General features: G+C 35.4%; 12 protein-coding genes. 4 read left to right on the top strand and 8 right to left on the bottom strand.

Going from position 1 to position 15835, the window contains the following annotated elements:
* Positions 1 to 48 precede the first annotated feature (48 nt).
* The 3 genes from ACFOZ1_RS02790 to ACFOZ1_RS02780 are packed head-to-tail and all read left to right on the top strand — an operon-like array spanning position 49 to position 1571.
* Positions 49 to 516, top strand: coding sequence for a flavin reductase family protein (locus tag ACFOZ1_RS02790; RefSeq protein ID WP_390195606.1), 468 nt, complete (start codon positions 49 to 51; stop codon positions 514 to 516).
* 18 nt (positions 517 to 534) lie between these two features.
* Positions 535 to 1032 carry a hypothetical protein gene (locus tag ACFOZ1_RS02785; RefSeq protein WP_390195605.1) on the top strand — a complete coding sequence of 166 codons (498 nt, stop codon included), beginning with the start codon at positions 535 to 537 and terminating at the stop codon, positions 1030 to 1032.
* Positions 1029 to 1571, top strand: coding sequence for an NUDIX hydrolase (locus ACFOZ1_RS02780; RefSeq protein WP_390195603.1), 543 nt, complete (start codon positions 1029 to 1031; stop codon positions 1569 to 1571). The genes ACFOZ1_RS02785 and ACFOZ1_RS02780 overlap by 4 nt, the downstream gene beginning before the upstream one ends.
* 80 nt (positions 1572 to 1651) lie before the next feature.
* On the opposite strand, the gene ACFOZ1_RS02775 is transcribed toward ACFOZ1_RS02780, so the two are convergent.
* The 4 genes from ACFOZ1_RS02775 to ACFOZ1_RS02760 are packed head-to-tail and all read right to left on the bottom strand — an operon-like array spanning position 1652 to position 6173.
* Positions 1652 to 2809 (bottom strand): Gfo/Idh/MocA family protein, encoded by a 1158-nt coding sequence (locus ACFOZ1_RS02775; protein WP_390195600.1) that lies wholly within the window; start codon positions 2807 to 2809, stop codon positions 1652 to 1654.
* Between the two features lies 1 nt (position 2810).
* Positions 2811 to 3911: a Gfo/Idh/MocA family protein gene (locus tag ACFOZ1_RS02770; protein ID WP_390198029.1), complete on the bottom strand. Its 1101-nt coding sequence runs from the start codon at positions 3909 to 3911 to the stop codon at positions 2811 to 2813.
* Between the two features lie 22 nt (positions 3912 to 3933).
* A complete protein-coding gene (locus tag ACFOZ1_RS02765; RefSeq protein ID WP_390195598.1) occupies positions 3934 to 4584 on the bottom strand; it encodes a ThuA domain-containing protein in 651 nt (216 codons plus the stop codon).
* 14 nt (positions 4585 to 4598) lie between these two features.
* Entirely contained in the window at positions 4599 to 6173 is a 1575-nt protein-coding gene (locus tag ACFOZ1_RS02760) for a glycoside hydrolase family 43 protein (RefSeq protein WP_390195595.1), read from the bottom strand.
* Between the two features lie 253 nt (positions 6174 to 6426).
* Between ACFOZ1_RS02760 and ACFOZ1_RS02755 the strand changes: the two genes are divergently transcribed.
* Complete coding sequence (locus ACFOZ1_RS02755; protein WP_390195593.1) at positions 6427 to 9840, top strand: glycosyl hydrolase; 3414 nt, start codon at positions 6427 to 6429, stop codon at positions 9838 to 9840.
* A 194-nt stretch (positions 9841 to 10034) separates the two neighbouring features.
* Here ACFOZ1_RS02755 and ACFOZ1_RS02750 read toward each other — a convergent pair whose 3' ends face one another.
* From ACFOZ1_RS02750 to ACFOZ1_RS02735, 4 genes are all read right to left on the bottom strand, one after another.
* Positions 10035 to 11150, bottom strand: a complete 1116-nt coding sequence (locus ACFOZ1_RS02750) for a TIGR04053 family radical SAM/SPASM domain-containing protein (RefSeq protein WP_390198026.1) — start codon at positions 11148 to 11150, stop codon at positions 10035 to 10037.
* Between the two features lie 208 nt (positions 11151 to 11358).
* The gene (gene trhA, locus ACFOZ1_RS02745; protein WP_390195590.1) at positions 11359 to 12003 is read right to left on the bottom strand and encodes a PAQR family membrane homeostasis protein TrhA; all 645 of its coding nucleotides are present in this window, start codon (positions 12001 to 12003) and stop codon (positions 11359 to 11361) included.
* A 276-nt stretch (positions 12004 to 12279) separates the two neighbouring features.
* Entirely contained in the window at positions 12280 to 13830 is a 1551-nt protein-coding gene (locus tag ACFOZ1_RS02740) for a Na+/H+ antiporter NhaC family protein (RefSeq protein WP_390195589.1), read from the bottom strand.
* 270 nt (positions 13831 to 14100) lie between these two features.
* Positions 14101 to 15753, bottom strand: a complete 1653-nt coding sequence (locus ACFOZ1_RS02735; protein WP_390195586.1) for an L-lactate permease — start codon at positions 15751 to 15753, stop codon at positions 14101 to 14103.
* Positions 15754 to 15835 lie beyond the last annotated feature (82 nt).

Here is a 15835-nt window from a genome sequence, read left to right as displayed (position 1 = left end):
CTGTCTTTCCGGTGCTCTTTTTATCGAATAATCTTCGAGGAGGGAATCATGGTGAGTACAGAATTCCGTAAAGCAATGAGTAAATTTGCTACAGGTATTACTATAGTTACAACAGAGTTTGATAACAGCATCCAAGGTATGACAGTAAATGCATTTATGTCCGTATCTTTAGAACCACAATTAATTACTATTTCATTAGATAAAAGCAGTACTTTCTATCAAAATGCTGAGAAAATAAAACGTTTTGGTATTAGTATTTTACGCGAAGAACAAAAGGAAATATCAATGATTTTCGCAAAGCAAATCGACAAAACATATACTGATTACACTACATTTGATGGTATTCCGACAATTACCAATCCACTCGCTACACTCGCATGTACTGTAGTCAATCAAGTGGAAGCTGGTGATCACTTATTGTTGATTGCTAGTGTAGATAAGATTGAAATTGCTGAGGATGATGGTGAACCTATTTTGTATTACAATAGTAGCTATCGTTCGATTCAGAACAAGTAAATAAGTGAGGAAAGCACATTGTCACTTCTACACATTTTAAAATTAGCGATACAATTACCGAAAAAACAAGCACTTTTTCAACTTAATAGAATAAGTATGCGAGACACTTTAGTATATCTATTTTTGCTTTTTTTTATTGCATTCTTACCAAATGCATTTATTAATGTGCAACAATTTGATTACGCTGAACAAGTAGTGAGTTATTCTCAATACTTATTGCAAGTCATTGTCACATATCCTTTTTTAATCATGTTCTTTGTTGTTAGTGGTGTATCTATTCTGGCACTCCCTGCATGGTTCTTATCTATTGGACTTAATCGTAAATTAGCATATCAACAATTATGGAAAATGACTGGATTCGCTTTATTATTTCCTATCATTAGTTATTTAATATTGTTCTACAGTCCTATTTCTAACTATATCGCCGCATCTATTAGCGGATTACTATTATATAGTTTGTTGTGTAAAATGATTTTAATTTATCCGAAAAGAAAGAAAAGGAGTGTCCATCATTGACAAATATTCCATGGAAAATTGGTAGTTCTCACACAACACAACTCGATCGGTTTAAAGTAACCATTGACGAAGTAGTTCTAGCAAATCAAACAACAAAAAACTTCTCTTATATTCATTTTAGTGACGGCGTCTGCGTATTAGCACTCACACCTAATGAAGAAGTGTTAGTTTTGAAACAATACCGACATGCAGTGAGGTCATGGGAGATGGAACTCCCAGCAGGTATGATAGATGAAGAGGAAGAACCGTTGGAAGCAGCTAAACGAGAATTACTTGAAGAGACAGGATATGACACAAATGAATGGAAATCACTCGGTTTTTTCTTTCCATCACCTGGTTCAACAACAGAGAGGATTCATTTATTCTTAGCAACAAATGTACAACAAATACAAGCACCCGAGTTAGATGAACTAGAACAAATCGAACTTTTAACATTGTCGTTAGATACGTTCAACAAAAATATATATCAAGGAAATTTCAACCATGGTGCAGGACTTGCATGCTGGGCAAAATATCTCTCATTAAAAAGAAGCAACTAACCTTTAAAAAGTTATATGGTGAAATAACAAAGCATCTTTTTTTGGTGTGCATTAGTTATTTCACCATTTTTACTTCTAAATTAAATTTTCACCCATCTTTTTTCTTCAGCAGACTGTTCAATTGCTTCTAAAATTCGTTGATTGATTACACCATCTTCAAAATTCGGTGTTGGTTGCGTATCTGATGCAATCCCTCTAAAAAACGCATCTATTAAATGAATAAATGTGTGCTCATAGCCAATGATATGTCCCGCCGGCCAGTACGCACCTACATATGGATGTTCTTCTTCTGTACAGTTCACCAAACGAAAACCTTGCTCACCTATTTCATCGTCAGCAAAATACACTTCAAGGAAATTCATATGCTCCATATCCCAGCGAATCGAACCTTTTTCTCCATTTATTTCGAATTTGTTTTTATTTCGATTTCCTGTTGCAAATCTCGTTGCTTCAAATGTACCTAATGCACCATTTTTAAAACGAGCCAATACAGTTACAGCATCGTCTACTGTTACTTCTCCCATTTGACTTGTATCACCTTTTGCACTTAATCCACCTGTCATTTCTCCAATCGGTCTTTCCTTAATGAATGTCTCCATTGTTGCAACAATTTCATCAAATTCTCCAATTAAATAACGAGCTAAATCAAGACTATGTGCACCAATATCACCCAATGCACCAGATCCAGATACCTCTTTCTTCAGACGCCATACTAACGGAAAGTTCGGATCAACAATAAAATCTTGTAAATAGTTAGCGCGATAATGAAAGATTCGACCTAATTTGCCGTCTTCTATTAACTTCTTAGCAAACTGTACTGCTGGCACATAACGATAATTATGACATATCATGTGCTTCACACCATTTTTGCGAACTGCTTCTAACATTCTTTTCGCTTCTTCTACATTTAATGCAAGTGGCTTTTCTGTAATGATATGCTTTCCTGCTTCAGCAGCTGCAATGGCAATTTCTGCATGTGTATGATTCGGTGTCACGATATCAATTACATCAATATCCTCTCGATTGATTACATTACGCCAATCTGTCTCATATGATTCAAATCCGAACTTCTCTTGCGCTTCTTTTACACTCGCTTCATTCCTACCTACAATGACTTTCAGTTCCGCTTTTAATGGATTATCAAAATAAAAATTTAAATCTCGATATGCATGACTATGAGCTTTCCCCATAAATTGATACCCAATTAATGCCACACTTACTGTTTGTTTTTCAGACATGTTATTCCTCCTCACTAGTATAATTTTTGAGCCTCGCAACTGATAATGCACTTGGCTGGATACAAGTACTCGTCAATGTATAATGTCTTCCTTCATTGCTTGCATCATGGAACCCATGCATCGCATCAAGCACATGAAATGCGATTTCTCCATCTACTCTTGATGGACGCTTGGATTGAATCGCATCTACCATCTCTGCTATACCTAGTCCTCGATTATTCTCCGAAAAAGGATGTACATACGGTATTTCTCGCCATTCGCTCTCACTCTTCGTTCTAACTAATACACGTCCGCCAAATGTATTTGGATCTGGCACAACCATACTCCCTTCTGATCCATATAGTTCAATATGTGGCAATTGATGATGCCACGTATCAAAACTTGTAACAATAGAAGCAATCGCCCCATTTTTAAAATCGATCACTCCATTTATTTGTGTCGGTGTTTCCACTTTTATTTTCTCACCGTACTTCGCTTTACTCTTAATTGTTCGTTCATCGTAACCACTTGTCACAGACCCTGTTACTCTTTCCATAGGACCTAATAGAGCAACCAATGTGGTGAGATAATATGGTCCCATATCAAACATCGGACCGCCACCTTTTTGATAATAAAATGCCGGATCAGGATGCCATCCCTCGTGCCCTGGAATCATCATAAATGCAGTTGCAGATAATGGCCTTCCTATTACACCATCATCGATTATCTTCTTACATGTTTGGATACCCGCACCTAAAAATGTATCAGGGGCATTTCCTAAATACACTCCTTTTTCTTTCGCGATATCCAACATTTGCTTCCCTTCTTCTCTCGTTACAGCTAATGGCTTCTCCCCATATACATGCTTTCCTTGTTCCATTGCTTTTATTGCAATTTCTGCATGCACACTAGGAATTGTTAAATTAATGATAAGTTCCACATCTTCATCTCTTAAAAGTTGTTCTGTTGTATACGCTTTTTTAATACCATACTTCTCTGCTTGTTCTTTGGCACGGTCTATCATTAAATCGGCAACTGCAATGATTTCATAATTCGTAAATTTACTACTATTTTTTAAGTAAATGTGACTAATATTGCCACAACCAACAATTCCAACCTTCATCTTCTCCACTTTAACTACCTCCTTAGCGACTAGCCCAAATCATTCCTCGCTCCATTAATGTTAACACTTCTTTCATCTTGACAATTTCGGCCACATGACCTAAAGAACAATAATAGACGTTCCCTTTCCCCCACTTTTTCGTCCAAACTACAGGCATCTCCACTTTACCATTTGAAGTATAAGGTCCTTCCGCCACAGGAAATGTCGTTGTAGCTAGAACATTTATTGCCGGGTCTGTATGCATATAATATTGCTCAGAACAAACCTCAAAATCTTCTAGTCCTTCTGTTAACGAATTGGTAGAATCGACAATGTTCACCTGATATGTAACTCCGTCATTCCCCGGATGTGCTACCCATTGTCCACCAACCATAAATTGATAATCTACTTCCATACGAAATGAATCCCCCATTCCTCCATGCAAACCTGCAAGGCCAGTCCCTAATTCAACCGCTTTCAAAAGAGGTTGTAACTGTTCTTGTGTAATCGTACCTTGTGTCCAATTCGGTACAATTAAATCATATGTTGTTAAATCATCTTCTTGTAATGTATCAAGTGTGTCCGTGATTTTTACTTCAAACTCGTTTTTTTCTAATAAACTCGCTAAAATAGATGCAACTTCCTCTGGTTCATGACCTTGCCAACCACCTTGAAATATTAGTGCTTTTTTCACAATACTACCTCCTATTATTCAATCGTTTCACTCTCATATAAAAAATAATCAAAATCAGCATAATTTTGCTGCCCACTTAAATCTTGAACAGCTACCCCTACAAAAGTTCCTGTAAATCTTACGTAATCTGAATCATCATCAGACAAATGACCAATATCAATTTCTTCTCCAATTTTTATCCACTCTTTTTCTTGTTGTTTAAAGTAAAACTGAGTCATATGTCTTCTGATTTCAGCACGCAGATAGATTGGTTTTTGGGAATCAATTGCAATATCTTCTGCTAACAATTCATCATACTTCCCATATTTCATCTCAACTAATCCAATACAAGATCCTAACTGCTCATCATATGTCATTCGTATATATACATAATCTTCTGTATCATAATAGAGAGCCAAACCCGCCATTTGTTGAAAAGTAGTAGGATGAAACTCCATCACTGTCTCCACATTAACATGCATGTGCTCTAATCTACGCATTAACATACTCTGTCTATGCAGAGAATTCATTGATTCTTGACCATATAACCGTAAAAAGCCTTTTCTCTCTGATAACGTATACCACTTTTCTTCAAAACTTCTTCTTAAAGAATTCCAATAGAGTGCTAGTTCTTCAGTGTCAAAATCGTCCCGTTGTTGCTTTTGATATTGTACAGGGGTAGGTACATGAGGTGTTGGCACATCCATTTTCGGATATGGACCTCCTTCTATTCTTAACCATCCATCTTCTGTCCAATAACATTTTTGTAAGGCCGTTTCTCTGCCTAGAATACATTTATCTTGAACGACAGGGCGTCCACATAAATGAGCCATATACCAACTACCATCTGGTGTTTCTACTAGACTACCATGCCCTGCTTTTTGAAGCATACTTCGATTCGTATAATCAGATGTTAAAATAGGATTTGTCGGATCTACTTCATATGGACCCATTATAAAATGCGCTCTAGCCATTGTGGCAGCATGGTTATATTCTGTACCACCTTCTGCTGTTAACAAATAATAATAGCCATTCTTCTTATACAAATGTGGTGCTTCTGTTTTACCTAAATTGGTCCCTTCAAATATTCGATAAATATCTCCTACTAATTTCTTTTTTTCAGAGGAATATTCTTGTAATACAATTCCACCAAATGGATTCTTCCCTTTGCGGTGATCCCAAATCATGTTCACTACATATTTCTTCCCATCATCATCATGAAACATGGATGGGTCAAATCCGCTACTATTTAAATAAATCGGCTCAGACCATGGTCCTTCAACCTTTTCTGCAGTAACTAAATAGTTATGTGTATCTTTAAATGCACCTTTTCTACTTTTTACATCTGTAAAAATCAAATAAAAAAGCCCATCATCATATGTTAAACATGGTGCCCACACTCCACCTGAATTCAGATTTCCAATCATATTGAGTTGTGATGTACGTGTCAGTGCATATGTTTTTAATTCCCAATTCACCAAATCCTTCGAATGATAAATCGGCACACCAGGGAACCATTCGAAACTAGAAACAGCTATGTAATAATCATCTGCTACTCTTACAATAGATGGATCCGGATGGAATCCAGTTAAAATTGGATTCTTTATCATATATATGCCTCCTTTACAAAAAAATATAAAGCGCTATCATTATTATAACTTAGTTTATTCTATATACAAACTTTTTTTGCTCCTTACATATAATTTTTTATATTACTTTAGCGATAAAGTAAATTATCTATTTACAATAAGTTAAATATCTATATAATATAAAGAAAGGGTTTTCATTTATATATCGAAAGGAGGATAGTGTTTCACTCAGTTCTTTTATCGACACTATATTTATATAATAATGGAGGTTATTATGAAATCAACTAATCGTTTAGCATTTATTTTTACATTAGTAACTTTATTGATTGCATTGTCATTTTCAAACACACCGTATATTCAAGCAGCTGAGAGCTCCCTCCACATCGTAGACTCCAACGCAACAAAAAACACAAAAGCATTATTCAGTTATCTTCAATCAGTAAGCGGGGAACATATCTTATTTGGGCAACAACACGTTACTGATGAGGGGTTAACACTAACAAATAATCCCCCTCGCGTAGCATCTGAACAATCAGACATTTTTCACTCCACGGGCGATTATCCTGCACTATTTGGTTGGGATACATTAAGTATTTCAGGTGATGAAAAGCCAGGTGTGAAAGGCGATGTTGAACAAAGTATTACTAATTTAGCAGCGTCTATGAAGAAAGTTCATGAATTAGGTGGGATATTAACATTAAGTATGCACCCAGATAATTTCGCAACTGGTGGACGTTATAATGATACATCTGGAAATACTGTTGCAACGATATTACCTGGCGGCGAAAACAATGAAAAGTTAAATGCTTATTTAGATAATATTGCAAGCTTAGCAACACAATTAAAAGATGATAGCGGTGAATCAATCCCATTTATCTTTAGACCATTTCATGAACAAACGGGAGGCTGGTTCTGGTGGGGTGCACATCAAACAACACCAGAACAATATAAAGCATTATTCCGCTACACTGTAGAATACTTACGTGATACAAAAGATGTACACAATATCTTATATGGCTTTTCTCCAGGTGCTGGACCTGCGGGAGATTTAGACAGATATTTAGCTACATATCCTGGTGATGCATATGTAGATATTTTTGGAATTGATAATTACGACAACAAAGCTAACGCAGGATCTGCCGCATGGTTAAATGGATTAGTCACAGACCTAGCTATGTTAGTAGATTTAGCTGAAGAACGTGGGAAAATTGCCGCACTCACTGAATTTGGATACAGTGCACAAGGAATGAACCAAACTGGTAATACATTAGATTGGTACACAAAGGTATTAGATGCAATTAAAGCAGATCCAAAAGCAAAAAAAATAGCTTATATGCAAACATGGGCAAATTTTGGTTGGCCAAATAATATGTTTGTTCCGTACAAGGATATCCATGGAGACTTGGGTGGAGATCACGAGTTATTACCTGATTTTATACACTTCAAAGATGACGCTTACACAGCATTTCGAAACGATATTTCTAATAATATCTTTATTCCTACACATCAAAATAGTACGACAACAAAGCCTGAACCCATTGCACATATTGCTTCACCAGTATCTGGAACGACAATTGTTTCAGATGAAACGACCATTCGACTTCGTGTGTTGAACGATACACCAACTAAAGTGAGTTATACAGTGGAAGGTTCTGATTCAGAATATGAATTAACGCGAAATGAAGCAACAAATTATTATGAAGGTACATTTAGACCACTTGCATCTATGAATGGTTCTTCCACTAATTTGACATTCAAAGTGGAATATAGTAATGGCGACACGTATACAGAAGACGTAAAATTATTTATTAAAGCAAGTGAATTAGCTTATAGAACCTATACATTTGACGATTCCATCTCTGATATCAAGTCAAATGGTACCTATCCAGAAGCAACTATTCAAGAGTTTGTACACAAATCTTTAGATGGAGACGGCAAATTACACATCAAAGTGGCTGATATGCCTACAGATGAAACTTGGCAAGAAATAAAATTAGAGCTTCTAAACCTTACCAATGAAGATGTACAGCAAATTAATCAAGTATCCTTTGATGTATTACTGCCATCAACTGTAGGTGACGGAACCATTCAAGCAATTGCAATGCTTCCTGATGATTGGGATACGAAGTATGGTATGAACGAAACAGCAAAGCAAACAAGTGAATTAGAAGAAGTGACTATAGGTGGAGAAACATTCAAAAAATATCATGTCACAATCCCATTCACACCATCTGATAATTCAAGAACGGTTGCTTTAAGTATTGTCGGTAGCAAGTTACAACTGAACGGCGATTTATATGTGGATAATATTGTATTAAAGAGTACCTATACAGAAGCACCAGCAAACCCGTTATTAGTAGATAACTTTGAAGATTATTTTGGAGATGACAGTTTATTAAATAATCAATATTCAAGTAATGGGGATAAAGTAATTCTATCCCATTCCACTGAAAATATGAACGAAGGACAATATGGTTTATCTTACACATTTACAATTGCAAACTTAGGATATGCAGGAAGACAAATGGCATTAAACAATGTTGATTGGTCTGAAACAAACGGAATAGAATTTTGGTTAAAACATGACTCTTATCCGAACGAATTAACGATTCAAATTCAAATCGGTGGTGTAAGTTTTGAAGCATACCGCGAGTTAAAAGATGCACATGACGGTGTTGTAAAAATACCTTTTTCTGAATTTAAACCAGCACCATGGGAAGGAAAACCTAATGTTGTCATTGATAAAGAAAAGTTACAAGCTGTGAAGCAATTTGCAATCTATACAGGTGGAGAAAAAGGTACAGGTACACTATATTTTGATAACTTCAGAGCAATATATGATGAAAATTTAGGAGAAGTACCAGATTCCTCTGTAGTACCAGATGAAGAAAGAAATCAAATTTTATTTGATTTTGAGGATGGAGAATTAAATTGGTTATTTCTTGGCAATGGAACAGAACCTACAATTACAACAGATGGCATTAATGGATCAAGCTTACAAACAACAATAGATTTATCAAAAGGAGATCCGCTCACTTTGTACACTACAAGTATTTCTGACTTATCTGAAGAAGACATTGTTAGTGCAAAAATCAAATTGCAAACAGGTGCAGCTATAGTGAAATTTTTTATCAAAACTGGTGACGATTGGACATGGCATGATGGTGGAGAAATAGAGCTTCAAGCAGGTGGCGTGCAGACAGTTCAACTTGACCTTACAAAAATAGAGAACTTGGATAATGTACGCGAATTTGGTTTTGAATTCATTCCTCTATCAGAAGAAGGATCCTCTGTAATCCTAGTTGATGATATCACATTAACAGATGGTGTGGTGCCTGATGATAATAATGATGATCAATCTGGCGAGGAAACTGGGAATGATAATCAAAATGGCGACAAGCCTAGTGATGACAATCAAAATACTGGCCAGCCTGGTGATGACAATCAAACGGAAGAAAAACCTAGTGATGATGCTCAAAATACTAATCAGTCGAGTGATGATAATGAATCTGACGAAGATGAGAACCTTACAAATGACAATGAATCAAGTACAGAAAATAATGAAGAACAACTTCCAAATACCGCAACATCTATGTACAATTTCTTGTTCATTGGTTTCGTTAGTTTATTACTAGGATGTATCGCTATCTATTTAATTAGAAGAAACAGAATCACACATGATAACTAATTATGTCAATAATATGAAATAAACATATTTAATAGTGGAACAAAAAGCTTCTCATTTGTATTCGCAATGAGAAGCTTTTTTCTATTCGATATCATTATCTTACATATCAATCGACAAAAAATTATCATTTCCTAGGAAATAATCTATATGGAAAATTGTCTTCTCGTTTAGAGAGCACCTTTACTTATATTATTTTAAGAGGTTTTTGTATGTTTCCTCATTGCTTTAGGAATATAGACACAATATGGTTCACTCTCCAAATAATCCCCTGTCATCGCATACGCCCTTGATCGAGAACCACCACATACCTGCCTAAATTCACACACACCACATTTACCTTTATATTGGTTTGGATCACGTAATTGCTTCAATATTGGAGAATTCCGATAAATATCTGGTAATGTTTGTAGACGAACATTACCTACTTTCACAGGTAGTAGTCCACTTGGATAAACATCTCCAATATGTGAAATAAATACAAAGCCGTTTCCATCATTAACTCCTTTAGGTGCTCTACCTAAACCATCTACTGTACCTGTTGCACCTTTTTCTAATACATTCTCAAAAGCAATGGTTGTTTCTTTTTCTTTCGCTTTTTGTTGAAGCACAACTCTACGATAATGCTGTCCTGCTGTTGTTTTTATATCAAAAGAGGCATCTTGTGCAACATGATGTAGCCATCTGAACACTTTCTCATGTTCTACAGGAGAAATCATATCTTTCTCTTGCCCTCTACCAACAGGAACCAAGAAGAATACACTCCATAACACAACATTTAGTTTCTCCATTAATGTCTTCATTTCTTCTAAGTAATTGAGATTGTATTTAGAAATTACTGTGTTGATTTGTAACGGCATGTTTAATTCATGTAAATATTCAATAGCTTCCATTGTTCGCTTAAATGATCCAGTAGTTCCCCTAAAATGATCATGTATTTCCGCATTTGGTCCATCAATACTAAATGCCCATCTTGCAAGTCCAATATCTTTCGCCTTTTTCATTACATCTTTTGTTACATTTGGAGTAGCTGATGGTGTCATCGAAACACGTACACCTTTTTGTATCGCATATGTTGCAATATCAAATAAATCGTTCCGCTCTAAAGGATCCCCTCCAGTAAATACGAGTAAAGGGTTTTTCATTGAATGAATTTGATCAATCAATACTTTCGCTTCATCAAAATTCAATTCTCGAGGATCACGGTGATGTTGAGCATCTGCCCGACAATGAAGGCATTTCAATGCACATGCTCTCGTTACTTCCCAAATAACAATAAAAGGATCTTCATTATAATCACGCGGTGAAAACATAGGTTTTTCTCTCAACTTAAACGCTCCTTTTGTTGAAATATTACTTTAACCGTAATAGAAAAAGAGAATGAATGTTGTGATATATTACACAGGTGAAGATCAAGTTCGACAACACCTACTGCATGTGACTCTTCCATGTCAACGGGTACTAGATTCTGAGTAAAACAAAAAACACATGCATTTTCCATACATGTGCTTACATTACTATTTATCTTGGTAATAAATAAAAGAATACACAGAAAAAATGTGCAATAGACCCCGCTAGAACAAATAAATGCCATAAAGCATGATGAAATTTAAATGCTCTCCAGACGTAAAAAACAGCACCTATTGTATACAATAAACCGCCAGCCACTAACCAACGAACACCATTCGGGTGTAAATTTTCTACTAATGGTTGCCATGCTAGCACAATTAACCAACCCATAACAACATAAAGAATTGTCGAGAAAAAAAGGAATTTTTTCACAAAAAAAGCTTTAAAAACAGTTCCACCAATTGCAAGACCCCAGATGACACCAAATAACGTCCAACCTTGCCACCCTTGAATAGCTAAAAATAAAAATGGTGTATATGTACCAGCAATAAAGAAATAAATCGATGAGTGATCTAATACTTCAAATACATTTTTTGCACGACCTTTTGGCAAACTATGCAAAAGTGTGGAAGATGTATAAAGTAATACCATTGTTACACCAAATAATGTAAAACTAACAATGTGCCAAGCCGTACCATAAAGTGAGGAATAGACAACAAGTAATACCAAACCAGCTATACTAAGTACCATTCCTATTCCATGTGTGATGGAATTAGCTATTTCTTCTTTCACCGTGAATTCATGTGTTGAACCCATCTTACACGTTCCTTCCCTACTATATATCTTCATTTATTCCAAACAATTGATGATTCGATTGGAATATTAAGGTTTCTCCTCTATTATTATGTTCCTTTTAATTTTTATTTGCAAGTAATTAAGTTAAGAGAAGCACGTATATAATGAAGGGAAATTATATGGGGAAATTTCCTGAAAATCACCACATCGGGATGCCTTTATCACTAATAACATTTGTGTGCCACTCTACATTTTCATAAAAAAATACGAATCTTTTAAGAGATTCGCATTTTCTTATTATTTTCGTTTCTTTTCGATAAACAACAAAAGTAACACAAGCAAGATAATTGCAATGATTGTTGCACCAAATGCAAGACTAACTTGTCCTGATATTGCTAATACTACATAGCCAATACATGCAGCAAATGCACAAATGAATGCATATGGTAATTGTGTCATGACGTGATCAATATGGTCAGAACCAGCACCAGTTGAAGATAATATAGATGTATCAGAAATCGGAGAACAATGATCCCCAAAAACAGAACCAGCTAACACTGCTGACATTGCTGGAATGACTAAATCTATGTCATATACAATCGCAATTTGTGCAGCTATAGGTAACATAATCGCAAATGTTCCCCACGAAGTACCTGTAGCTAATGCCATAAATCCTGCTAAAATAAATAACAATAAAGCTAAATAATTCATATTAAAAGACAGATCTTCTACTAATGATGCAAGATATCCACCTGTATCAATTATTTCAATTATTGCTCCAATCATCCATGCTAAAATTAAAATATAAATTGCCGGAAGCATTGATTGGATTCCATTACCAAATATAGTACTTAGTTTAGTTTTTTCACCTTGTAAGATTACGTACATCACAAGAGAAATGACAACTGCTAAAAGTCCACCAATAAATAAAGAAAGATTTACATTCGTATTTTCGAACATTTGTAATACACTTGCGTCGCCCTCTACTTCCATTCGACCAGTAATCAGCATGGAGGCAACTGTGGCAATCACTAAAACAAGTATCGGAATTAACAAATGTCTTACTTTTCCATTCGCATTCATTAATGTATCTTCATTTGATAATGCTTGTGTACTTTTTTTATTTGGATCTAATACTTCTCCTGTCTCCATTGCTCTATTTTCATGTGTTCTCATTGAACCAATATTCACATTAAATATAGCGACAAGAAAAACAAGTAATAATGCTGCAAATGCATAGAAATTATATGGAATCATCTTCACAAATGCTTCTAAAGGCTGAAATTCCGTTACTTCTGCTGCAACGAAAATTGAACCTAATGTCCCGATAATATATGCACCCCAACTAGATATTGGTGTAATAACAGTAACTGGTGCAGAAGTAGAATCAATAAAATAAGCAAGTTTGGCACGTGATATTTTATAACGATCTGTAATCGGTCTTGCTACTTGTCCAACAGCAAGACTATTAAAATAATCATCGATAAAGATAATAACACCAAGAAATGCTGGAATTAATTGCGCATCACGTCTCGTCTTCACTTTTTTGATCGCCCAGTCACCAAATGCTTTACTCCCACCTGATGCAGTCATGAAAACAGTCATTATTCCAAGAAACAATAAAAATGTTAACAAATATATATTCCCTGTATTAATGCCATCTTCTGTATAAAAAATATCACGAAATACGAGCCAAATTTGTTCTAATGACTTTCCTATTCTAAAATCATGTATAAGTAAAGCCCCTACAATAATACCTGTACCGAGTGACAAAAGTATTTTTCTAGTAAATAAAACTAATATCAGCATTAAAATCGCTGGTATTAGCGAATAAATCGTTCCTTCCATTATCAAACCTCCACCTGAAAAATATCACAATTATATCAACTTGGATTAAATTAATCGACAAAATTCACTTTTTACAGTTTACCAATATTTCAATCTAATGTCATGTTTTTTTCAATATTTTTCAGTTGGATGGAAGGAATACTATCTCGTAATACAAAAAAGCTTCTTCATTCGGCAGTTTGAAGAAGCTTTTTGTATTGTAATAGAAAGGACACAACTTAAACCATATGGCTATATTCCACATCAGGCGAGTACTTTCGCTTTTGTTTATTAACTGAATACAAATCCTAATACTCCAACTAACGTGGCGTAGATTACCATTGGTAGTAATGTCATTCTAATAATACTGCCTTCTTTACCTATTAATCCTACAACAGATGCAGCTGCGACTACGTTTACTACACAAATCATATTCCCTGTATTAGCGCCCATCACTTGCATACTAACAATTGTTGTTGGATCCATCCCTACTTGATCAGCGACAGAGAATTGGAAAAGTGAGAACATCATGTTACTAAATGTGGCACTTCCAGAGATGAAAGAACCTAATGCACCAATAAATGGTGCCATGAATGGCCAACCAGTGCCGATAAGATCTGCTGCTTGATGTGCTAACTCAACAGGCATACTAGCTAGATCTGCTTCATTGACGCCAGAGTTAATAAAAATACGTACCATTGGAACTGCTGTAAATAAGGTAATTGCGGTCCCAACTAATGTTTTCATTGAACTTGCACATACTTCCATTACTTGGTGTTTATTCATTTGATGATAGATAATCGTAATAACTACAACAATGATAAAAACCGTTCCAGGTAAATAAAGTGGTTCAAGCATTGCACTAATATTTGTTCCTAATATTTGTTGCCAACCTACTTTTACACTTGTTAATAACTCTTTAAATGGCAATACTTCTAAACGAGTGAGTATTAGCAAAAATCCTAATAACAAATATGGAATCCATGCTTTCATTAGTGGCATAACAGATTGAGCCTGATTCTCTTCAACCGTTACAGTACCTAGCCAATCTTTTGACCATGTCTCTTTTCGGCCAAAGTCCCATGTTTCTTTTGGCATAAACCATCCTTTTTTTATTGCGACAAGTACAAGCACTAGACCAACTAAGCCACCTATAATAGATGGGAACTCTGGCCCAATAAATGTAGCAACAAGAAATGCTGGAAAAGTATAGCTCAATCCTGCATAAATAGCGAATTTCCACATGACTAGTCCATGACGCCATGTTTTCTCTTCACCGAAAAATCTAGTTAAAAGTAGAATCATAATAAATGGAACAAGTGTACCAACAATTAAATCAAATCGCATGACTTGGCTTGCAATTACTTTTAAATATTCCGTTATTGATAAATCACCAAGAAATACCGCTACAATTGGACTGATTCCTCCACCTTCCATTAAACCTTGCTCTACACCGACAATTAACGGTGTTCCAACAGCACCGAATGTAACCGGACTACTATCTGCAATCAATGCAATCACTACTGCTGCTAAAGGTGGAAAGCCTAAGACAACTAATAATGGCGCGACTATCGCAGCAGGCGTTCCGAATCCAGCAGCTCCTTCAATAAATGCACCAAACATCCATGCAATTAACACTACTTGCACACGTCGATCAGGTGTTACACTCATAAAATAAGCACGAATTGTATCAATAGCTCCACTTTTTTGCAATGTATTTAATAACAAAATAGCACCAAATACAATGTACAAAATAGATATCGCAATAATGATTCCTTCAATCAAAGATGCACTAAGTTGAATAAAAGGTACTTTCCAATAAAAATATGCTAATATTGCTGTAACAAATAAACTAATTGGCATCGCTTTAATTGCAGGTAATCGTAGTACTACTAAAAATAAAAAAACTGCTAAAATTGGTGTTAACGCAACAAGTGTCATCATCTCTTCCACCCCATCTCCCTTTATATGTTCATTTTATCACATAAGATAATAATAACAATATTATTGTGAAACATTTCACAAT

Origin of the sequence: Gracilibacillus marinus (assembly GCF_042651725.1) — a bacterium.
Lineage (GTDB): Bacteria > Bacillota > Bacilli > Bacillales > Amphibacillaceae > Gracilibacillus > Gracilibacillus marinus.
This window is presented reverse-complemented; position numbering and strand designations above follow the sequence as displayed.